This is a genomic window from Paenibacillus sp. OAS669, assembly GCF_014873645.1.
GTDB lineage: Bacteria > Bacillota > Bacilli > Paenibacillales > NBRC-103111 > Paenibacillus_S > Paenibacillus_S vulneris.
On sequence record NZ_JADBDR010000004.1, the window covers coordinates 250,628 to 267,273 of the forward strand.

A 16,646-nucleotide genomic window follows, 5' to 3' on the forward strand; every position below is an offset into this window, starting at 1 on the left:
TTCTCCATTTCTGACATGATGTCTCAATGGATGCTGTTGTTCACAAACAAAAAAGGCCAGCCAGATAGTTCCGGCTAACCTAATAATACGAAAAAGCAGCGATAGCTGCGAAACCCATATTGAAAAATGCGCAAGGGAATAGGTGGGATACCGACGCTGCCGGGATGTAATCCTTAACGATTTGTTGTTATCTCCTTATAAGTAACTACGGCTGATAACAGAATAATTTCCAGTATAATGGGAGTTCCGCGGTAGATCGTTGTGTCGCTGGTATTAAGAGTCAATGTAGTAGGACTGAGGCTGTATACGTCGCTCGTTTGCAAAATGCCGTTGATAAATAAACTGTTATAGCTGCTAGGGCCTATCCCTTGAAAAAGAGCGGCGGGCTCGCCAGCGTCGTTCGTAAACAGTTCAGCCGGGATCTCTATTGGCTCTGTCGAAGACAAGTCGGACTCAACCAGATAGTAGTACCTGGATGCTGCCGGGATGATGGTTATTTCCGGGAGCGGCCCCGGAGGTCCTGCCGGCCCAGGTTCTCCCTGAATCCCTTGTAGGCCTTGAGGGCCCGGTATGCCCTGCAGCCCTTGTTCGCCCTGCGGACCGGGAGGTCCTGGTATTCCCTGCGGCCCTTGAGGGCCCGGAGCTCCCGGTATCCCTTGTGGCCCTCGTTCGCCTTGCGGTCCAGGAGCTCCCGGTATCCCTTGCGGCCCTCGTTCGCCTTGCGGTCCGTGAGGCCCCGGTATCCCTTGCGGCCCTTGTTCGCCTTGCGGTCCGGGAAGCCCCGGTATCCCTTGCGGCCCTTGCTCACCTTGCGGTCCGCGTGATCCCCTTCCCCCCGGTAAACGGTATATCCAGCGGCAGGTTCGCGAACGTTTTATTTTTGGATCCTTCTTCTCTACTTTTCGTTTAGGTCTTCGAAAACACAGCTTTATTTTTTTCTTAGATGCCTTCAGCTTCATTCGTTTTTTTAAAAGAGGTTGATGTTTTTGCTTACGGGCTGGATTGCGCCTCACTACCGTTACCTCCCAATCTCCATAAAATACCATATTTTCACTCTTGATCTACCTATGGTATTCATTCGCCGGGATTAAGAATGGACTGGCGTCCATATTTCTTTGTGCGAGAGTCTATTTTGGCAGATAAGATTTCATGAATCCATGAAATGAACCCCACTAAGTGGGCCTTAGTGGGGTAAGCAGTAACCTACCGTATCCTCTTAACGCAGCAGGCAAGGACGCTTAGGATCGAAAGTCCATCCTGGTATTAAGTACTGCATGGCGGCTGCATCATCGCGCGCTCCAAGACTCATTCGGGTGTACAGCCTGTGAGCCTCTTCGATTTGCTCCATATCGGGCTCAATACCAAGTCCGGGCTTATCCGGAACTTGAACGCGTCCCCCGACTATTTGGAGCGGGTCCTTTATTACATGCTGTCCGTCCTGCCATATCCAATGCGTATCGATCGCTGTTATCTCACCCGGAGCGGCAGCAGCTACATGAGTAAACATCGCAAGTGAAATGTCAAAGTGATTATTGGAATGCGAGCCCCAGGTGAGGCCCCAATCATTGCACATTTGTGCAACACGGACAGAGCCCTGCATCGTCCAGAAATGCGGGTCCGCCAGAGGAATATCAACCGAGCGGAGCTGTACGGCATGACCCATCTCCCGCCAGTCGCAGGCTATCATATTCGTAGCCGTCGGAAGCCCTGTCGCACGACGAAATTCTGACAGCACCTCGCGGCCGCTATATCCCTTCTCAGCGCCGCAGGGATCCTCGGCATAAGCTAAAATCTCTCTCTTGCCTTTACATAACCGGATTGCTTCTTCTAATGACCAGGCTCCGTTAGGGTCCAGAGTTATACGCGCATTCGGAAATCTCCGGGCAAGCAGCTCAACGGCTTCCATCTCCTCTTCCCCGGAGAGGACACCACCCTTCAGCTTGAAATCGTTGAAGCCGTATCGGGCATGTGCCGCCTCGGCAAGCTGCACTATCGCTTCACCTGTGAGCGCTTCCTCATGACGAAGCCGGAACCAGCCGTCCTTGGCATCGGGATCGTCAGTATATGGCAGATCAGTTTTACGGCGATCCCCGATATAGAACAAATAACCGAGCATCTCTACGTCTTCCCTCTGCTGACCGTCACCGAGAAGCGCAGCGACCGGGACATTCAGGAACTGCCCCAGAAGATCCAGAAGCGCGGCCTCCAGCGCTGTTACGGCATGGATGGCTATGCGCAGATCAAAGGTTTGAAGCCCTCTGCCTCCGGCATCGCGATCGGCAAACCTGCGCTTTACCTCTCTCAAGACATTATTGTAGCCTCCGATGGACTGCCCGACTACAAGCGGCTTGGCGTCTTCCAAGGTCTGACGGATACGTTCCCCTCCAGGCACCTCACCTACCCCTGTATGCCCGGCACTGTCTTTAAGGATGACGATATTGCGGGTAAAAAACGGCCCATGAGCCCCGCTCAGGTTCAGCAGCATGCTGTCCCGTCCGGCAACGGGGATTACCAGCATGTCCGTAATGACGGGTGAAGAATGGGGCGATGAATGCAAGGATTCAAGCTTCATAACTTAGCCTCCTCGTCATGATTTGACGAACACGGTTTTGACTGCCGTAAAAAACTCGATCGCCGCACGTCCCTGCTCGCGGGAATGAGAGCTCGACTGCTTCATGCCGCCGAACGGAGCCTGAAGTTCCACCCCGGCACTTTCCGCGTTGATTCGTACAAGGCCGGCGTCCATCTCTTGAATAAACTGAAGCATGGACCCGATATTCGACGTAAATATGGATGCGCTAAGCCCGAATTCGGCGTCATTAGCCAGCTGCAGCGCTTCTTCGATGCTCTCAACCTTCATCAGGGCAAGCACAGGGCCAAAGATCTCCTCCCGGGCAATCGTCATGTTAGCAGTGACATTCTCGAATACTGTGGGTTCAATAAAGTAACCGCCGGCGAAATCATCGGCTTGGGTCTGTCCCCCGCCGCACAGCAGCTTCGCTCCCTCTTCAATTCCCTTACGGATATAAGCAAGAACCGTTCGATGCTGCCGTTCATTTGCGCAAGGTCCCATCCACACCCCATCAAGCATGCCGTCCCCGACCCGGATCTCCTTGATCCGATTCAAAAGCAGCCGCTTGAACGGTTCATAGATCTCCTCATGTACGATGACCCGGCTCGTAGCCGTACATTTTTGTCCTGTGGAGCGAAGGCCGCCGCTCACCGTAGCCTCCACTGCCAGCTCAAGGTTAGCGTCCGAAGCTACGATCACCGGATTTTTGCCGCCCATTTCAAGCTGATATTTCGCTCCGCGGGCAAGTGCAGCCTGACCTATCGATTTGCCAACCGAATTGGAGCCGGTGAATGATATTCCCTGGATTCCAGAATGCTCCGCGATGCCTCGGCCGATAACGCTGCCGGAGCCTGTTACCATATTGACGACACCGGGAGGCAAACCTGCTTCCTCGAAGCATTCCATCAGCAGGGCGCAGGTCACCCCCGTCTCCGACGCAGGCTTGATGACTACTGTATTGCCGTAGACTAGGGCGGGCGCCATCTTCCATAGCGGAATCGCTACCGGGAAATTCCAAGGTGTAATAATACCTACTACGCCTAACGGCACTCGGGTCGTGAACATGAGGGCTTCACTATCCGTGGATGGAATCACATCTCCAACAGGGCGCATCCCCTCGCCCGCATAATAGCGAAGAATAGCAGCCCCGCGGGCCGTTTCGCCCTTGGCTTCGGCGAACGTCTTGCCCATTTCCTTGGTCATCGCCGTCGCTACCTCATCCAGCCTTAGCTCCAAAAGAGATGCTGCTTTGTACAGATAATCTCCTCTTACGCTTCCAGCCAATCGCCTCCACGCCTTTTGAGCATCAGCCGCAGCCTGTACAGCCTGATTCAGATCCTCCAGCGAGGATTGCTGTACATACCCAACCACTTCGTGTTTACGGGCCGGGTTTAGGCTGGCTTCTGTTTCCCCAGTATGGGAGGGAATCCACTTCCCGCCAATAAAATTCAAATAAGTCGGACTAGCCTGTGATGTGCTCATGCTTGGGGGTTAACCTCCTTCCTAGGCTCAGGAAACCGGTCGAAAGCCACCTTAATGATTTCCTCCAGCTTCCGGTAATGTTCTTCTTCCACAGAGATAATCGGCGGACGAACATCAGTCCCAACCGGCAGTCCGACGATTTGCATGCCGGCTTTGATCAGGGCTACCGCATAGCCTTTTCTTTGACGGCGGATCGCACTGATCGGCAATATAACATGACGGTACAGATCATTCAGCATGGGCTGATTGCCATTTAGCAGCGCGTTATAAAACAGGCGTGAAATATGCGGAATATAGTTCGATATGGCTGACGAATAGGCACTGAAGCCCAAATTCACATAAGCCGGCATCGTCACCTCGGCCATGGGCATTCCGTTCAGCCAAGCCAACCGGCTGCCTATGGTCTGTGTCAGTTCAATATTCAGGTCCATATTCCCGTGTCCATCCTTTAACCCGACCAGCTGAGGGTGCTCGAGCAGCCGTTCCAGCGTACTTAACGTCAGGATACAGTTATCACGCTGATATACAATAGCGTTCAGCTCCGTGCTCCCGATAATGGCGCTTAAATACCGGTACAGCCCCTCCTGCTCCGCATCAATCAAATAAGGAGGAAGGATCAGATAGCCGTCCGCGCCTAGCTCCTCAGACAGCCTGGCCAGCTCTATCGCATGAGTGATGTTGCCGCCAACGCCGGTATATACAGGGACCTTCCCTCGGGCAGCCGAAAGCGCTGTCTCAACCATGAGACGGTAGTCCTGATGGGACAGGGCATGAAATTCTCCGGAGCCGCAAGCTACGAAAATAGCAGAGAGTCCCTCTTGAAGCAGAAATTCTACATTTTGTTCAAAGGCATTCGCATCCAGTCTTCCGCTTTGATCCATCGGTGCAACTGGAAAGCCTAGTATACCGGTAGGTACTTTTTTGGAGCTATGGTTCATGTTCATTGTCTATCCGCCCTTCCTTTTTCCTCGTTTATTCTTTTTCAGTATAGGGGCTGGGAGGGCGGAAGTCTTTTCAAAATCACGCCTTATTTTTGCACTTTTCGTGATATAATGAGGCCGTTGGGAAAACCCTTTCATATAGAATTCCAAGGAAACAATATAAAAGGAGGAAGCGCATGGTCCCTAGCACAGCCTCATGCCAAAAAAGTAGTTTATATTTAAACGAGCATGTTACGAGACTTCAGGGTCCCCCCGCCTCCTTCTTTATACACTATTGGGGAGGCAAACCAAGTCATCGCGGCAATACGCCTCATGCCCATTCTTTTTTTGAAATTTGCTATGTAGCGGATGGCTCCGGATCTTATGTTCATAATGGCATTACCTATCCCCTTCATAAAGGAACTCTGTACTGCTCCAAGCCCAACAGCTCCCATCATATCGTAAGTGAGTCCGGCATGGTGCTGCTGTTCGTCGCCTTTGATGTTTTAGAGGAAGCTTCCGATCCTGATGTAATAAGCAGTTTCGATAAGCTGAACCAGTTTCATCATTTGTTTATAGCCGATGCAGAGCAATCCGCCCCTGTACTGACCTGGAAAGCGCTCATTGCGTATTGCTCAGGAGAAACCGTCGATTATCCATTAGCTGCTGAAAAGCTAGCCCATTCTCTGCTTCTGACAGCTCTGTCCATGTTCTCCCGGCACGGCGGCACGGTTACGGCAGAGCAGGAAGCCGAGCCTGTTTATTCGGGTGCACTAAAGGAAGCGAAAGATTATATGCTCAGCCATCTTTCCCGGAAATTGACGCTTAAGGAATTGGCTCAGGAAATTCACTTATCGGAGAGGCAGCTATCCCGTCTTCTGTCCGAGCAGCTCGGGCTTACGTTTCCTTCGTGGATTCGCAATGAGCGCATCAAAAGAGCCGCCTATCTGCTAGTGTATACCGACATCAACATGGAGGATATCTCTGCGGAGGTCGGTTTCGAAACGGTGCATTATTTCAGCAGGGTGTTCTCCGACCTGATGAACATTACACCGGCCAAATTCCGCAAGGCCGTCCGAAGCAACGAGATGGACTTTTCCTTGCTGCATCGTTACTTGCAAGCGGCTGTCAACCGAAGCTTGTCTTAAATCTTAATCGTGATGTGCCATGCTGTACGATTCAAAAAGATGATATGGGCATCCGCACAAACATATAGTCATTCACCTACGTACTTTAAAGAAGTGAATGGATTCTGTTATTCGATTAAAGGGAGAGGATTACCATGATGTATACACCGCTGTGGAGCACCCAGGGATTGATGAGGCAGCCGCAATCACCTCCGCCCGCGTACATTCCCCCAAAGCCTTCTGTTTCGTATGTAATCGACTGTATTCATGAGTACACCTATGTTTGGCTGCTTAATGGGGACCAATTTTGGTTCTATCCTACCCGCGTGGAATACGGCGAAATTTCCGGCTATAGATGGAACGGCGCCTTTTGGATGTTTTACGGGATAGATCCAAGGTTGATCGATGCTGTCGCATGCCCCCCGATTCCTACCCTTTACTGACAGATATTTGCAATTTCAAAAGAAAAGTCCCCCTTCATGCGCATTTCGGCATCAAGGAGGACTTTTTGACTTTTGTATGATGAATGAATTCACGCTTAAGGTGTTCACCTTGAGCGGAGATAGGTCAGCACATCTTCAACAGGCAGCGAGTGAACGATGTACCCTCCTTGGCCTGTTGTTGTTTCCGCCATGAATAAGGAGTTATAGATCGCTTCCTCCGTTGCGTCTGCAGCTGCGCGAAAACATTCAGACATCAGCGGCCCGTCTTCACGAATACATTTCAATGTGATGAACCCCGTATCCGGCGAATGCGGTATAAGGCTGCCGTTGCTGAATGCGATCACGATGTCCCCGCTGCCATGATGAGCGATGGAGCCTGTTCGCGCCAGACCGATGCCCGCCCTTTTAGCAATTCTTTGCAACTGGCGGGAGTCTAACGGCAGGTCAGTCCCTACCACGATAATGATCGAACCGTCATTATTCCCGCGTTCTATCATTGGTTGATTAAGGAATGCCCCGACCGGCTTTCCAAGTATTGTAAGGTCCGTGCCCTTTCCATAATTAGTAAGAACCAGCACCCCGATATGATAAACATTACCGTCTACCGTTATTTGTCTGGAAGAGGTGCCGATACCGCCTTTATACCCAAAGCACACCATGCCGGTACCGGCTCCGACCACTCCTTCCGCAACAGGCTGCCCTGCTTTCGCTTGCCGAATAGCTTCCATAGCATGCTCGGGCCGCATATGCAGGCCTCTCATATCATTTAACAGCTTGTCATTGCATTCGCCGGTAACGACATTCAGCGAACCATCCTGGCCGCCAATCCCCTCGTCCAGCTCCATCATGAATTTCAGCGCGCCTTCCGTCGCTGCGGGGACACTGAACGTATTGGTCAGCATAATCGGGGACTCCAGCGTACCCAGCTCATTTACCTGCACCAGTCCCGTCGTTTTGCCGAAGCCATTGATGACATAGGCCGCGCCAACTGCCTTTTCCCGAAACAGATTCCCCGGATGCGGTAAAATCGCTGTCACTCCCGTCCTAACGCAATTGCCCTCCAGGTTCTTGTTCAAAGTCACATGTCCGACGGCAACGCCGGGCACATCGGTTATACTGTTAAGCCTTCCCGCCGGCAGCTTGCCGACAGAGAAGCCATAATCGCGAAATCGCCGCTTGGTCATTCGTCATTCTCTCCAAATCTAATTAGAATATTATCTAATTTTAGTATATAGCATATTTCATGGATTAGAAATATCCATTATTAACCGCAAAAAAATAAAAGCCTGATTTCTCAAGCTTTTCTATCTCGACTTATCGCATGTTTCATAACGTTCGCCTTATAAGGACTCCCGGTATTTGCCCGGAGTCGTTCCTTCATACTTTTTAAATACCCGTATGAACCCAATATCGCTGGCATAGCCGACTTTGTTCGCAATTTGCGTAAAGGTCAGCTTTTTATCCTTCATCAGCTTCTTGGCCTCCTCAATACGGACTCTCGTTAAATAGTCCGTCAGGTTCATACCCGTTTGTTTCTTGAAAAAAGCGGATAAATATTGCGGCGTTAAACTAAAGTGATCCGCAATGGTCGTCAAGCTGAGCATATCGTCCCCATAGTGCTCTTCGATATAGCGGGTGATTCGTTCTGAGAGCTGTCGGCCGTGATGACTGCGTCCCGCATTCAAATGCTGGCACAGAGCGAGATACCACTCTCTGATCTTGAGCTTCATCTCCTCCACGGTCGTGCACGAGGATAATTCTTTCAGCGGATCGAATCCTTCGCCGAATACCTCGTGATACAGCGGCTCCATCGGATTCATGATTTTCCATAAGGTACTGACCATATTAATAAAGAAATTCCTTCCCAGTTCAGGAGAGATCCGCCGCTGGCTGAAGTGCGCATGAAACAGATTGTCGATAAGCCTGCTGACATTCTCTTTGTCGCCGCTTTTGGTGAAGTTGATAAGCTGAATCTCCGTTTCGATTGGGTAATAATAGTGACCGTCCGTGTCCGAAATTTCCCTGTAGCGGATAATGGAACTGTGGCCCCTGTACATTTTATAATCCAGCGCACTGAGCGCTTCGAAGTAGGATTCGCATGCGTGCTCCGTCCCTTCATGCATATTCCCTATGGCGAGGGTGATATACGTATGAAAACGTTCCTCCATCATCTGCTTGAGCCTGGCTGCGATATCGTCGAGCGCCTGGTCCGCTTCTGCTCTGCGCGCTTCCGAGAAGTTGACAAGCAGGGCTACACGGTGCTGGTCCAGCTCCACCGAATACCCCCATTCTCTCTCGCGAATCAAATCGTTGCCTATGTTGGAAATAATAAAACGAATCAAAGCCCACTGCCGTTCCGACGAATCCGCACTAAACCGGCTGGTATCGGCGATGTCGATTAAAATCACGGCAAATAAATCGGAATTAAACCGGATATTCATAAACGCAAGCGATTCATCGGTCATTCGGCTTACGTCAACATGCCCGCGAATAAAACGAGACAGAAAGCTTGCCTGAATGACCGGAGTTTGGCGGGACAATGTCTTCCGAAGCTCACGCTCTTCATCCATGGTCATTTGAATGGTTTCCCGAATAAACTCATACTCATTGGACGGCTGCTTCGTTCGCAGCGGCTTCCCGTTCTGCAGCACGCGTACTACGTTACGCAGCGGTGTGTAATTGCGGTGCAGCCAGAACCAGATCGCCGCTCCGCCGCCGGCCAGACAGATCAAGAGCAATGTGATCATCCAATTTCTCAGCGTATAGACCCGCTCCAGATACACATTCTTGGGCATGATGTGGACGTATTTCCACCCATTTTGTTCCGAGGCGGTATAAGACAGCATCATCTCCTTGCCATGGTCCTTATACTCGTAAGGTACGCCTTTGTACTGGACGACGTCACGGATTTGGTCCCAGGGCAGGGCTTGACGATCGTTTCCGATCATCAGATGCTCTTTCCGGTCCAGGATGAATACCGAGCTTTGGTAAGCCGATTCGACTTTGGACAGCATGCTGCGAATTTGATTCACATCCAGCAAAATAACAAGCGCGCCGCGGATATCGCTCGGCTCGCCAAGCGGCAATGTCTGGATATACGTAATGGTATCCAGCGTGCCGGTGGGCGTATCATAGGTGACCGGGATAAAGTCCTGGTAATGCGGACTGCTGATCAGCCCGTTGCGCCAGGCTTCAAAGCTGGTTCCCACCGGCCGGTACAAACGTTCATAGAGCACGTCCGCCGAAGTTTTGGCTGTCGGCATCAAGACCGTATCATTCACGCCTAGATAAACGTAGTAGCCTTGAATGAGATCGCTTACATTTTGGTAGCGCGACATATGCTCCGAGACGAATTCCACGAATTTATAGGCGTCGGCCGAGTCCGCCGTCTCCGCATTGTTCATAAGCCATTGCAAGCGGGGGTTCAGCGCGATTTGCTGGGACATGAGCTGGACATCCCTGAGCTTGCTGTCCATGACTTGACGGAGCTGCTCCAGCATGGCATAATTCGCCCGATTCGCATTATCGGTCATAATCGTATTGGTTTTCGTGTACAGAATCGATCCTAATGCAATAGGAAGCAGAAAAACGGCCAGATAAGACAACAAAAGAGTTGTGAAGGCACTCCCACGAGATATGCTTTTGATGCGCACCATACCCCACCTCTCCCAATTCGTTCTCCGTAACTATCTTATTCTGGAAGTGGGTCCCGTTTTCCTGCTTCCCGGCTTTTATTCCTTCAGCGCACCGATCATTACCCCCTTGACGAAATATTTTTGCAAGAAAGGATACAGTACCAGGATAGGAATGGTTGCAACCATGATCGTTGCATATTTGATCGCTTCTCCGATCGGCATTTTATCCACGCCCGACGCATCCACCATCATGTTGTCCGTGCTGTTCGTGATTAGAATTTCCCGCAGGATCAGCTGCAGCGGATACAGATCGCGGTCCCGCAAATAAATCATCGCATTGAACCATGCGTTCCAGTGAGCAACAGCATAAAACAAAACCATGACGGCCATGACGGGAATCGACAGCGGCAGAATAATTCGCCACAACACGGTCCATTCGCTTGCCCCGTCGATCTTCGCCGATTCTTCGAGACTCACCGGCACCGCCTGGAATGAGGTCCGCATGATGATTAAATTCCATGTATTGATGGCCCCGGGAATAATCATCGCCCATGGGGTGTCTACTAGACCCAGATTGCTGACCAGAAGGTACGTGGGAATAAGTCCTCCCTGAAAAAACATCGTGACCACAATCATAAACATGACCGCGTTCTTAAAAAAAACATTTCTTCTCGAAAGAAAATACGCTCCGAGCGCCGTCATGATCAGATTGAAAATGGTTCCGACAATGACATAAAACAGGGTATTGCGGTAACCGCTCAAAATGTTCGGGTTCGCAAACACGGCTTTGTAGGCATCCAGACTAAAGCCGTATGGTTTCCATAGCAAGCCGCGATGCTGTGCCAGCAGGCCGGGATCACTCAGGGAAGAAAATGCGACGAACAAAAACGGATACAGCGTCAAAAAACATAGAACAATCATAAAACATGCGTTCAAAACGTCAAACGTTTTTTCGCCGAGAGTCGGTTTGTCCATTCTGCTGTTCCCCCCATTACCATAGTTTAGTCTCGCTTACCCGCTTGCTTATGCTGTTGGAGAGGATAAGCAGGGAAAAAGCTATAACGGCGTTAAACAGACCTACGGCTGTCGTGTAGCTGTAGCTTGCTTCCAGTATACCTTTGCGGTAGACGAAGGTGGAAATGACATCGGCCGTATCGTAGGTCAGCGGATTGTACATCAACAAAATTTTCTCGCTGCCGACGGACATCATCGACCCCATCTTCAGTATTAACAAAATGATGATGGTAGGCATAATGCCTGGAATGGTGATGTGAATCATTTGCTTCCAGCGGCCCGCTCCGTCGACCTTGGCAGCTTCATACAAGGTGGGATCGATATTAGACAACGCCGCCAAATAAATGATGGAGCCCCATCCGACCTGCTGCCAAATGCCGGACGACACATAAATAAAGCGAAACCACTCCGGCTCGGACAAATAAGACTTGGAAGCCACCCCGAAGAAGGCAGCCAATTGGTTCACAATCCCGTCTCTCGCCAAAAAATCCACCAGCATGCCGACAACGACGACAACGGATATAAAATGCGGCAAATAGGTAATGGTCTGAACGATCCGCTTAAAATATTGCCTGCGCAATTCGTTAAGCAAAAGCGCCAGGATGATCGGTGCAGGAAAACCGAAGATCAGCTCATACACGTTGATCAGCAACGTATTACGAATCAGCCTCCAGAAATAATAGCTATTGAAGAAATCAATGAAATGCTGAAACCCGACCCACGAGCTGCCCCAGATGCCGTCTCCGGGACTATAGTCTTTAAATGCGATTTGCAGTCCGTACATCGGGCCGTAATCAAAGATAACGTAATATGCAATGACGGGCAAAACCATTAAATACAGAAGCTTGTTGCGCTTAAGATCGCGTCCAATCGTGATCCACAGGCTCTGCCTGGAACGGGCGGACTTGCTAATGGCACCCTCGGCGGCTTTTATCGTTTCCATACGGCATCCCTCCTCCTCTTTCTATAGGATAGGGAGATGAACGGGTCATCTCCCCCTGTCTTCCATTCAACGAACCATGAAGTAGCATTATCTCTTCTTGTATCTTTCCAAAGCTGCCTGTTCGATTTTGATAGCTTCCTGGATGCCCATGCCTTCGATGGTTTTTACGTACTTATCGAAATTATCCAAAGGCTCCGCTCCCATAATGAACTTGTTGAACATCTCGTCCTTGAACGTATTGACATCGTTCATGATGGAAGCAAACTTGCTGCTCTCATCCGAAGTCGGTGTAACCGGAGGCAGCTTTCTTTCATCGGTCGGCTCCGACCAGATCTTGATCGAATCCTTCTGCTCAGGCAAAGCGGCGTATTGCTCCATATATCGTTTGTCTTGTACGAACGGACCGTTGAAGTTGGCGCGGACATGACGGGCCATAGCCTGAGCCATGGACATATCCTTCGGGTTCATGATGTCGTCCAGGTAAGTCGGGTAACCGTTGACCATTTTATAAGAAACGCCATCGACTCCAAAGTTAAACAGCATCTTGCCTTCGTCGCTGTAAGCATAGTCAAGCCATTTGGCCGTAGCCTCCGGGTTCTTGTTCGAGGTTGAGATCGCAGCGGCTACCCCTCCGGAGAAGTTGTAGGTTCTTGCGCTCCATAGCTTCTTATCCCCTTTGTTTACAACAGGGAAAGGCGCGGCTACCAGCTTGAAATCAGGAATTTTGTTCTTGACAAGCGATGTATAGTTACCGATACCGGAGCCGGTGCTCATGACCGTCGCGAACAGCTGATTTCCTGTCACCTTCGCATCCTTCAGCTTGCTGTCCGTCACGGCAAAATCCGGATCAAGCAGCCCTTCCTTGTACCATTTGTTCATCACGGTCAGGAACTGCTTATATTCAGGCTGGATAGGCCCGTAGCTCACCTTGCCATCCACATGGTAGAAATCGTAATTGACGCCGAACGAACCGAGAAAAGCAACAGAACCTCCCATATCGTTTTTGCTTATCAATAACGGGATTTCATCCGCTTTTCCATTGCCGTTCAAATCGCTCTTCTTGATCGCGGTCAAGGTGGTATACCACTCGTCAATAGTTTCCGGCATTTTCAGGTTCAGCTTATCCAGCCAGTCTTTGCGGAGTGCTATGCCGTTACTGACCAGCAAATAATCATCGCCACGTAAGAACGGAAAGCCATAAATGCTGCCTTCATCCGTCATAACCTGCTTTTTCCAATCCGGGTTGGCATCCAGAATTTTCTTTAGATTCGGAGCATGGTTAGCAATAATATCGTTCAGCTTAATAATTTTTTTGTCCTTGATCGCTTTTTCCGGACCGCCGGGATATCCCGTCCAGCCATATTCGATGACATCAGGCAGGTCTTTACCGGTAATCATTAAATTGAATTGATCCTTCTCCTGCCCTACAGGGGGATGCTGGAATGTCACATTCACCCCGGTACGCTTCTGCAGCTCCTGGTACACCGTCATATCGCCAAAGCTCTTTAATGTTGCAGCAACGTTGCTTGCAAGACCTACCCAATAGGTAAGCGCTTGCAATTTAGGTGGCTCTTGTCCTTCTTTCTTATCTGTGCCTTGTTTTGCCGGGCTCGAGCCGCTGCATCCTGCAACGACCGATAGGGTCAATAGAGCCGATGCCCCTGCAGCAGCCCATTTTTTACCGCTGGTCTTTTTCATATACCCCTTTTACCTCCTTCAAATAAAAGCAAAAGTTTGGCGAAAGCAGCCGGCTTCACGCGATGGTGTAAATGATATCGAGGATAGCGTCAGACCAAGAATGCAGATCGCTGCGTACCGACGATTTCGCTTATTCATATTTTTGCAAAGATTGCGTCACATGGAAACCATTCAATTTAACCAATGATAATCCAACCTTAACATTGGCAATAATCCGTTTTTAACATCGGCTAACCGATATTAAGGTATGGCCTGCACTCCATGCATCAGAGGTATGAAATGTCATGGCGCACGCACAAGTTCTGGGAAAATGTGCAAGTACAATCGGCAGCTTTTTATCGGAAACAGCCTCCTTCATACATAGGAACTGCTTAAGGCTGAATGCCTTTATCATTAAAAAAATCATTTCATGATTATGTTGTAAGGTGCGTGATTATCCCTGTTCTAAGGCATAGTCTATTTTCAGGCCTGGCTAACCGAGCCGCAGAATTGCTTCGAGATCATGGGAAATAACCTATTGTGGAACCATTCTCCTCGCGTATTTACGCAATTATGGGGGGGTGTCTGAAGAATCTGTCCGACTCGTTTGGGATGACGTCGCCTCGCATTCTACTACAGGTATAGCACAGCACAAAGAGCCCGAGGTCGCTTTGATTTACCCAGGCGTTGGTTATGACGTCATGTGATAATTGATGCACTGACGGAAGAGGTACGAATACAGGTAACGTCGGTCTCCGAGGGTTAGATTTAAGAATAAAATTTTGCCGGGTGAATTCAATTCTATTGTTTGCCGGCTTCTTACGGAATTTCATGATTCACCCCTCTACATCGAATTACAAATAAGGCATCCATGGCAAGACAAATATATGGAGTGGGTTGGGCACATAGGATGACCTTCAGGTATGGCAGGAATTGGGTCGTTATCATCGAGCTCACTCCATTCCCAATAATGACTTTCGAGAACATGATCTACGCTGAATGCTTTTATCAGTTCTTTGAAATGATGTAAGCATCTCACCACCATTTCTTCATTAGGTTCATAGTCGAGAACCTCCCACTTAGTTTTGTTTATTGCTCCTTCGATGGTTTTTAACATAAATAGTTTCATCCGATTGAAATCATGAATTAACCATGGCATCTCCTCCAAACTAAACCCAACAGTTCCAATACCTACAATGGACTGATCCCGTTGAGCTAACCAAATGATGAATTCCTTTTCCCGGTTAGATACAGCCATCAGTGAACCGCTTAATACAAGCATTTCAAGAAATACCGAGGTGAGACCATTGGACATATGCAAATCTTCCAATGAACTATGCTGATCAGGTAATGATACGTAATTTCCCATCTTATCACTCTCCTGTAGCTCCTATGAACCCTTATATCCAATCGCTTTCGCATAAAGCTTTTCTTTCTGTTTCCTATCCCTTTCCCCGGCTTCGGGTTTTTGAAAGAGCTCCAAATCTGCCTCATTAATCAAACGTTCATCTAATGCTCGAATTAACAAATCATAACCTCTTACTCTTTGGAGTGTCTGAATCCCTGCGGTACTCAATACATGCCGTGTCTCTAATTGGTTTCTTACAGACCAAAAATAGATTTGCCGGCGCAGTCCGTCGTTATCCGGACCATGCTGTAGAATCAAATCGATTTGTTCCTTGGTCACTTGATCTCTGGTAACTGCATTTATGATTATACTTTCCAAAGCAACATACGGATCCTGTTTATACTCTTTGATCAGTTTGAGCAATAACGCATCCGACCATTCCTGATTCCGGTAACATGCCCATACGATATGCTCTTTCACCGCATCATCAAAAGTAAAGCGAACCCTGTTCATAGTTATATACTCCAGCGTTCCAGGGTCCAGCAGCCCATGAATGGATAGCTGATCAGAGCTTGATAAGGATAGAATCCGTAGATTAATAGAATCGGCTTGATCTCGTATAGCAAGCTCATCGATCTGTTTGGCCGCTGTTTCCAGGCTCATAAAAAAGCATTACCTCCCCACGACCCTACCGTAATGAGTAGGTGAATTTTTATTTTTCCCAGACAACGCCCATTGCCCAACCCATTTTTTGAAAACGGCAATTCGGCAATAGCTTCCCGTATAAGTCGTAATATTGTTTTTCGGATAGATACTTGTCCGATGCTAAATGTTCAAGCCAGGACTTGGAAGTGTTATGCTTGAAAATTCTGATGGCGTTTCTTAACCCGAATTTGCGAAGATGGGGAATAAACTCAAGCATCGCTCCAATAACATACACGTAAGCTGGCGGGGTTTCTCTCTCAGATACATTGTCAAGAATGACAAGCTTTCCACCATCGTTCAGCAAACCTTTCATATTGTTTAAGACACTCGGTATATGATTTAGGTGATGGAAGGTGGTTCTGCTCACAATGAAATCAAATCCTCTATCGAAGGTAAGATGTTCTGCATCCATATTCAAGTAGCTTGTATTGGAACGCTGACGCTTCGCTTTAGCTATCTCAAGCATTTCGTCTGAAATATCAATACCAATGACCTATTCAAAATGAGATGACAATTCTTGAACTAAAATACCCGAGCCGCAGCCAACATCTAATGCACGTCCTTTTGCTCGGGGAGATTGGACATAAAAAAGGAATAATCATTTAATAACGTATTCACAAAATCATACTCTACCGCAACTTTGTTAAATTGATGTTTGGCTCTATTCAAAGTAAAATACCTCTTTTTCACGTTTATGGTTTCTTCTTTATTCGACGCTGCATTCCCATCCTCCTTGCCATCAAAATATCCGACAAAGTGAAACAGCGCTCTCCCCGAACG

At 49.0% G+C, this 16,646-nt stretch carries 13 protein-coding genes and 1 pseudogene; 2 read left to right on the forward strand and 12 right to left on the reverse strand.

Going from position 1 to position 16,646, the window contains the following annotated elements:
• Positions 1–173 precede the first annotated feature (173 nt).
• From GGC63_RS11595 to kdgD, 4 genes are all read right to left on the reverse strand, one after another.
• A complete protein-coding gene (locus GGC63_RS11595) occupies positions 174–1,013 on the reverse strand; it encodes a DUF4183 domain-containing protein (RefSeq protein WP_318781032.1) in 840 nt (279 codons plus the stop codon).
• Between the two features lie 203 nt (positions 1,014–1,216).
• Positions 1,217–2,572 carry a glucarate dehydratase gene (gene gudD, locus GGC63_RS11600; RefSeq protein ID WP_192702462.1) on the reverse strand — a complete coding sequence of 452 codons (1,356 nt, stop codon included), beginning with the start codon at positions 2,570–2,572 and terminating at the stop codon, positions 1,217–1,219.
• Positions 2,573–2,587: 15 nt separating this feature from the next.
• Entirely contained in the window at positions 2,588–4,054 is a 1,467-nt protein-coding gene (gucD, locus tag GGC63_RS11605) for an alpha-ketoglutaric semialdehyde dehydrogenase GucD (RefSeq protein ID WP_192702463.1), read from the reverse strand.
• Positions 4,051–4,992 (reverse strand): 5-dehydro-4-deoxyglucarate dehydratase, encoded by a 942-nt coding sequence (gene kdgD, locus GGC63_RS11610; protein WP_412973860.1) that lies wholly within the window; start codon positions 4,990–4,992, stop codon positions 4,051–4,053. Before kdgD ends, gucD begins: the two co-directional genes overlap by 4 nt.
• A 179-nt stretch (positions 4,993–5,171) precedes the next feature.
• Here kdgD and GGC63_RS11615 point away from each other — a divergent pair, with 179 nt between their 5' ends.
• Together GGC63_RS11615 and GGC63_RS11620 are read left to right on the forward strand one after the other, a co-directional pair.
• Complete coding sequence (locus GGC63_RS11615) at positions 5,172–6,122, forward strand: AraC family transcriptional regulator (RefSeq protein WP_192702465.1); 951 nt, start codon at positions 5,172–5,174, stop codon at positions 6,120–6,122.
• A 134-nt stretch (positions 6,123–6,256) separates the two neighbouring features.
• Positions 6,257–6,544, forward strand: coding sequence for a transporter (locus GGC63_RS11620; RefSeq protein WP_225948132.1), 288 nt, complete (start codon positions 6,257–6,259; stop codon positions 6,542–6,544).
• Positions 6,545–6,648: 104 nt separating this feature from the next.
• Here GGC63_RS11620 and GGC63_RS11625 read toward each other — a convergent pair whose 3' ends face one another.
• The 8 genes and pseudogenes from GGC63_RS11625 to GGC63_RS11660 all read right to left on the reverse strand — a co-directional run bounded on the left by GGC63_RS11625 (position 6,649) and on the right by GGC63_RS11660 (position 16,535).
• Positions 6,649–7,728: a P1 family peptidase gene (locus GGC63_RS11625; RefSeq protein WP_192702466.1), complete on the reverse strand. Its 1,080-nt coding sequence runs from the start codon at positions 7,726–7,728 to the stop codon at positions 6,649–6,651.
• Positions 7,729–7,884: 156 nt separating this feature from the next.
• Positions 7,885–10,200: a helix-turn-helix domain-containing protein gene (locus tag GGC63_RS11630; RefSeq protein WP_192702467.1), complete on the reverse strand. Its 2,316-nt coding sequence runs from the start codon at positions 10,198–10,200 to the stop codon at positions 7,885–7,887.
• Positions 10,201–10,275: 75 nt separating this feature from the next.
• Positions 10,276–11,154 carry a carbohydrate ABC transporter permease gene (locus GGC63_RS11635; protein WP_192702468.1) on the reverse strand — a complete coding sequence of 293 codons (879 nt, stop codon included), beginning with the start codon at positions 11,152–11,154 and terminating at the stop codon, positions 10,276–10,278.
• Positions 11,155–11,170: 16 nt separating this feature from the next.
• Positions 11,171–12,136 (reverse strand): ABC transporter permease, encoded by a 966-nt coding sequence (locus GGC63_RS11640; protein ID WP_192702469.1) that lies wholly within the window; start codon positions 12,134–12,136, stop codon positions 11,171–11,173.
• An 87-nt stretch (positions 12,137–12,223) separates the two neighbouring features.
• Complete coding sequence (locus tag GGC63_RS11645; protein ID WP_192702470.1) at positions 12,224–13,834, reverse strand: extracellular solute-binding protein; 1,611 nt, start codon at positions 13,832–13,834, stop codon at positions 12,224–12,226.
• A gap of 823 nt (positions 13,835–14,657) precedes the next feature.
• Positions 14,658–15,182, reverse strand: coding sequence for a hypothetical protein (locus GGC63_RS11650; protein WP_192702471.1), 525 nt, complete (start codon positions 15,180–15,182; stop codon positions 14,658–14,660).
• Positions 15,183–15,203: 21 nt separating this feature from the next.
• Positions 15,204–15,824: a hypothetical protein gene (locus GGC63_RS11655; RefSeq protein WP_192702472.1), complete on the reverse strand. Its 621-nt coding sequence runs from the start codon at positions 15,822–15,824 to the stop codon at positions 15,204–15,206.
• Between the two features lie 49 nt (positions 15,825–15,873).
• Positions 15,874–16,535 (reverse strand): annotated as a pseudogene (locus tag GGC63_RS11660) (class I SAM-dependent methyltransferase).
• Positions 16,536–16,646: the final 111 nt, after the last annotated feature.

Excerpts from the sequence above, each read along its gene's own strand:
- gudD (WP_192702462.1), bottom strand. The coding sequence starts at position 2,572 with ATGAAGCTTGAATCCTTGCATTCATCGCCCCATTCTTCACCCGTCATT.
- gucD (WP_192702463.1), bottom strand. The coding sequence starts at position 4,054 with ATGAGCACATCACAGGCTAGTCCGACTTATTTGAATTTTATTGGCGGG.
- kdgD (WP_412973860.1), bottom strand. The coding sequence starts at position 4,992 with ATGAACCATAGCTCCAAAAAAGTACCTACCGGTATACTAGGCTTTCCA.
- GGC63_RS11615 (WP_192702465.1), top strand. The coding sequence starts at position 5,172 with ATGGTCCCTAGCACAGCCTCATGCCAAAAAAGTAGTTTATATTTAAAC.
- GGC63_RS11620 (WP_225948132.1), top strand. The coding sequence starts at position 6,257 with ATGATGTATACACCGCTGTGGAGCACCCAGGGATTGATGAGGCAGCCG.
- GGC63_RS11625 (WP_192702466.1), bottom strand. The coding sequence starts at position 7,728 with ATGACCAAGCGGCGATTTCGCGATTATGGCTTCTCTGTCGGCAAGCTG.
- GGC63_RS11630 (WP_192702467.1), bottom strand. The coding sequence starts at position 10,200 with ATGGTGCGCATCAAAAGCATATCTCGTGGGAGTGCCTTCACAACTCTT.
- GGC63_RS11635 (WP_192702468.1), bottom strand. The coding sequence starts at position 11,154 with ATGGACAAACCGACTCTCGGCGAAAAAACGTTTGACGTTTTGAACGCA.
- GGC63_RS11640 (WP_192702469.1), bottom strand. The coding sequence starts at position 12,136 with ATGGAAACGATAAAAGCCGCCGAGGGTGCCATTAGCAAGTCCGCCCGT.
- GGC63_RS11645 (WP_192702470.1), bottom strand. The coding sequence starts at position 13,834 with ATGAAAAAGACCAGCGGTAAAAAATGGGCTGCTGCAGGGGCATCGGCT.
- GGC63_RS11650 (WP_192702471.1), bottom strand. The coding sequence starts at position 15,182 with ATGGGAAATTACGTATCATTACCTGATCAGCATAGTTCATTGGAAGAT.
- GGC63_RS11655 (WP_192702472.1), bottom strand. The coding sequence starts at position 15,824 with ATGAGCCTGGAAACAGCGGCCAAACAGATCGATGAGCTTGCTATACGA.